We start from the raw sequence: 5,027 nt of genomic DNA on the forward strand, positions 1-5,027 counted from the left end.
ACCCGCGCTGGTGTGCAGGCTTCAGCCGCCCGTTTCGCTGCTTCGCAGCGAAACGGACGGACAGGCTCGTAGGCATCCACGACCCATCCCACCCGAGCGACACGATCACGACACATCCGCCGTCGTCCACGCGCCGTCGATCCGGCGTGGGGTTTGGCCGGTCGGGTTCTTGTCCGCCAACAACGCCGGCAATCGTTCCGGCCGGACGTTGTCATAGCTGGTCAGTTTCCCGAACCGCAGCAACGATCCGGGGACGCCGACGGCAGTGAAACCCGGGTGCCCGGTCGCCGGATAGGGTCCGCCGTGATTCATCGCGGCCGAGACGGCGACTCCGGTCGGCATCTTGTCGTTGAGCATCCGCCCGACCTTCGGCGTCAATTCGAACGCCACCTGGTCGTACGACGCATCGTCGCTGCCGGCCGGATCGCTGTAAACGCAGCCGGTCAAGTTGCCTTCCAAGCTGGCCAGGACGCTGCAAAGTTCATCGAGGTCCTCGGTGACCACGACCAGCGATGCATTGCCGAATGCTTCGGTCTGGAATCCTTCAGGGTCGTCCAGAAACTGTTTTCCAGTCGCGGTCATCAACGTGTTGGCCAGCGCACATCGGCCGGCTTCGACCTCGCCGCCGCCGACCAACAACTCCGCGCCAAACCCGCAAAGTTTCTCGATGCTGTCTTTCAAGCTTCCGGCAACGGCGGGTGACAACAATGTTCCCGCGGGCGAGCCGGCAAAGCGTTCTTTGACCGCGGCGATGAATTTGTCGGTGCCTTCACCGGCGATCGCCAACACCACGCCGGGATTGGTGCAAAACTGGCCGGATCCCATCAACGCGCGGCCGCAGAATTCGTCGACAATTTCATCGCCACGGGCGGCCAGGGCGCCCGGCAACAACACGACCGGATTGACGCTGGAAAGTTCCAAATAGATCGGTTTGCCGGCCGCATCGGCGGCCGCTTTGAGTTTCAATCCGGCTGATCGGCTGCCCGTGTACCCGGTCGCACCGACGCGTGGATCAGCGACCAATCGCTCGCCGTCGGCGTGTCCGGTGCGATAGATCAACTGGACGATTGCAGCAGGCATGCCGGTTTCGTTGGCGGCTTTCAATGCCAATTCTGCAAACAGTCGCGTCGTTTCGGGGTGGGAACTGTTGGCTTTGCCGATGACGGGATTGCCGGCCGCGATCGCCGCAGCAAAGTCTCCGCCGGAAACCGACCCGAAGGCAAAGGGAAAGTTATTGGGCCCGAACACACAGACCGGTCCGAGCGGCTCGTAGCAGGAGCGAATCCCGGCGGCGGTGTCGATCGTTGCCATCGCCCAATCGCCGCTGCGACAGGATTCTGCGGCGGAACGAAGTTGGCCACTGGTTCGTGGCAACTCTCCATCGGCCAGTCGCGGTGACTTGGCCAAACCGGTTTCGGCGTGTGCCGCCTCGACCAGACTGTCTTTGGCCGCGTCGATCTTGTCGGCGTACAGATCCAAAAACTCCGCGATCTTCGCCGCGGGAAGTGTTCGCATTTCGCGAGCAGCTTCGGCGGCGGCATCCAGCGCGGCATCGCAATCGGCCCACGAGCTGATCGGAAACTCGGTGGGCAGCTTTTCGTTGGTGTTCGGGTTGGTCGCTTGGAACGTGCCGACCGAATCGGCGTCACGCCAGGTTCCGGCGAGGAGTACTTTTGCGGTCATGTTGAGGCTCCTGGGTTTAGTGTTGAATGGGACAGGCGATCAGCCGATGGGCGCGAACAACTGCCTACCCCTGAATGATCGGATTACTGAGCGTGCCGACGCCGTCGATGGTGATATTGACGATGTCGCCGGGCAGCAGTGTGAAATCGCTGGTGGGGACGATCCCCGTCCCGGTCATCAGAAACGCACCGGCGGGAAACGAATTGTCTCTGGCGAGCCAGTCGACGAGGTTTTCAAACGTTCGTGCCATCTGGCCGCCGCTGGTTTGTTGATCGAACACCGTTTGGCCGTCGCGGACGATCTGCAAGTCGACGCCAATCGAATCCGCCGGCGGCAAGGTGTCGAACAAGGTGATCCATGGCCCCAGCCCGGCACACTGGTCATAACACTTCGCTTGCGGCAGATAGAGCGGGTTTTCGCCTTCGATGTCTCGCGAACTCATGTCATTGCCCACCGTCAATCCCACGATCCGCATCTGGGGGCTGATCACCAGCGTGATTTCGGGTTCGGGCACGTTCCAACTGGCATCGGATCGAATCCGCAACGGTTGCCCGTAACCAGACACACGATGGGGAGTCGCCTTGAAAAACAATTCGGGGCGATCGGCGTTGTAGACGCGGTCGTAGCACGACGCAGCGGCTTCGGACTCCTCCATCCGTGCCGTTTGCGAACGCTTGTAGGTGACGCCGGCCGCCCAGACTTCCTGATGGTCGATCGGCGGCAGCCATCGCAGTTGCTCATCGATCTCGATCGCGGCTTCGGTTTGCAGTGATTCGGCAGCGGCAATTGGCGTGGAATGGGCGATCAGATCCGAAAGGCTTGCGATTTCATCGGTCATCACCAACGGAAATAATTCGTTTTCGCGGACCAGTCCGACGCGAATCGTGTCGGAAGCATCAAAGAATTTTGCTACTTTCATATGTCAAACCTTTTTAATGAATGGTCCCAACGGATGGCATACATCGTGAACGCACCCCCGACGAACCGCCCGAACCTGCATCGGCAGTTGACCTTCGCCTTCGCCGCGGTCGCAACATCCATCACGTTGACGTTTGCCGGTTGCAGCTGCACTCGAGACCCTGGCGGAAACGGAAACGGTACCACGCCACCGCTCAACAGTGAATCGGAGGCGAACCTGGTAAAAATCAACCAGGCGCTCGCGGCGACGGAAAACATGGAACCCGAGCAGGCCGAACAACTGTGGTCGGGGCTGCGAAATCAGTTTTCCGACGACCCCTCGGTGGCACTCAACCGGGCCCTCAACGCCGTGCTGGCGGTCGACATGCTGACCGCCGCGGCGACCGACTCGGTCAAATCCAGCGAAGAGAAACAGGCGGCACGCGCGCGGCTTCCCGACGCGATCGAAGCGGCGCGAAAGGCGATCGAAGATTATCAGAAAAATTCCGGCGATGAGATCACCAAACGGTGGCTGAACAGCCGCATCGACGCACACGAGGCGGCACTACTTGGGACAACAATCGGCAAATCGCTGCGCCGCGATCTGTTCACGCGTCTAACCCAAGCCATCGATGGACCGATGGGCGAAGACCCCAGGGCCGTCATCTTGGGCGGACCGCTGATCGACCTGTTGGAAAAGATGTCCGACCCCGTCGATGGGCTACCGGATTCCGTCTTGAAACCGGCCGCCAAGTCGCTGCGACGACTTTCTGACGAAAACGATGACAATCTGTTCCTGGCGCTGCGGGCACTGCGTTTGTCGATCGACAACCAAGATCCGTCCGCTGCCGAGTTGGTCGATCGCACCTGGCGACTGGCCCAAGCCGTCGAGCCGACCTTGGCCGCCTACACCAAACCGATCGGACTCTCGCCCGAGGACCTGGTCAATCAAATCAAAGACGCGATCGAGAAGGGGGACTGGGCCAAAGCCGACCAGTCCTCGGTCTTGTGGTCGAACGTCTTGAACCCCTTGGAGATTGTCCGCACCGATCGGCGCCGAACATCGCCCCACCCGTTGGACCGACTGAACTTCGACACCGTCCGTCAGTTGAGCACCGAAATCGCCACCGCCAAACCGATCGCCGGTGACGAGACCGCGATCTCGTTTGAGTTTTCGTCCGCAGGTGACGCCGCAGCAGTGTTACCGTTGGACGCGGATCTGGATTTCAAAATGGATCTGGCCGCCGTCACCAGCGACGGAAAACTGAGATTGCTGACGCAACAAGGTGATGCTTGGGCCGCGATCGCCGAACTCGATCTCGGCGTCACACCGAGCGGCTTGGTGGCCGCGGATTTATTCATGGTCGACAGCAGCGATTCCGATCGCATCAAACGCAGCGAACCGGTTGCCGACGATCAAACCGAACGTGACTATTCAACCAAGGCACGCCACGACACGTTACCCGCCTTGGTCGCGTACGGCCCGTTTGGTTTGCGTCTGGTTCAAATCGATACCCGCAGCGAAACTCCCGCCGACAAGCGATTGACGTTGGTCGAAAAGACGACCGGACTGGAAGATCTGCCGGCGATTTCGGCCGTGACGACCGGCGACTTGGAAGGCGACGGCGACTTGGATTTGATCGTCGCACCGGCAGCCGGCCAGATCCGTGTCTGGATCAATCGCGGCAACCGAACCTTTTTCGAAGCCCCCATCGGAACCAGCACCGTGGACGCCGACGATCCGATCGCCGACATGACGATTGCCGACCTGGACCGCGACATCGACCTGGACGTCCTGGCCATCCACCAGTCCGGGCGCGTCAGCATCTTGGAAAACTTGTTGCACCTGCAATTCCGCTTCCGAACCCTAGACGACGTGCCGCCGCTGCCGGTCGCCGAAGACGATCGCTCACTGAGCATCGTGGTCGAAGACGTGGACGCCAACGTCGGCTGGGATGTCATCGCAACGTCCAGCCAACAATCGATGGTCGCCTTCGGAAACTCAGCCGACATCGGGGTCTGGACCGTCGACCGTGTCGAAACGGGCCCAGGCTTTCCATCACGGCCGGCCTTGGCTGACTTTGACAACGATTCCTATCTCGAATGGATCGGCGCCGCAGCATCCCCCAAGTCGGCGCAAACGCTGAAACTCGGCCCCTGGGGAATCAATGTCGTCAACACGGACACCGACCTGCCCGAGAACCTGACAGCCGGCGCCGCAGCCGACTTCAACAGCGATGGCCGCATCGACCTTGTAACGCTCAGCGGCAGTGACATCCAAGTCGGCATCAACCAGTCCGCCGGAGACGCGCACCAGATTTCGGTTCGCTTCAAAGGCATCGCCGACAACGCCGCGGCGAGTGGACGTGTGAACCACTACGCAATCGGTTCGGTCCTGGAACTGCGTTTCGGGCCACACTATCGAAGCCGGATCGTCCGCGGACCGG

At 60.9% G+C, this 5,027-nt stretch carries 3 protein-coding genes; 1 reads left to right on the plus strand and 2 read right to left on the minus strand.

What is annotated here, in order from left to right:
* Positions 1–105: 105 nt before the first annotated feature.
* Together ABX749_RS21400 and ABX749_RS21405 are read right to left on the minus strand one after the other, a co-directional pair.
* Positions 106–1,683 carry an aldehyde dehydrogenase (NADP(+)) gene (locus ABX749_RS21400; RefSeq protein WP_372897772.1) on the minus strand — a complete coding sequence of 526 codons (1,578 nt, stop codon included), beginning with the start codon at positions 1,681–1,683 and terminating at the stop codon, positions 106–108.
* Positions 1,684–1,747: 64 nt separating this feature from the next.
* A complete protein-coding gene (locus ABX749_RS21405; protein WP_145218051.1) occupies positions 1,748–2,602 on the minus strand; it encodes a fumarylacetoacetate hydrolase family protein in 855 nt (284 codons plus the stop codon).
* A gap of 45 nt (positions 2,603–2,647) precedes the next feature.
* Between ABX749_RS21405 and ABX749_RS21410 the strand changes: the two genes are divergently transcribed.
* Positions 2,648–5,027: FG-GAP repeat domain-containing protein (locus ABX749_RS21410; protein WP_372897773.1), on the plus strand; the 2,380-nt coding region annotated here is incomplete at its 3' end.

Source organism: Stieleria sp. (genome assembly GCF_041595215.1).
GTDB classification, from domain to species: domain Bacteria; phylum Planctomycetota; class Planctomycetia; order Pirellulales; family Pirellulaceae; genus Stieleria; species Stieleria magnilauensis.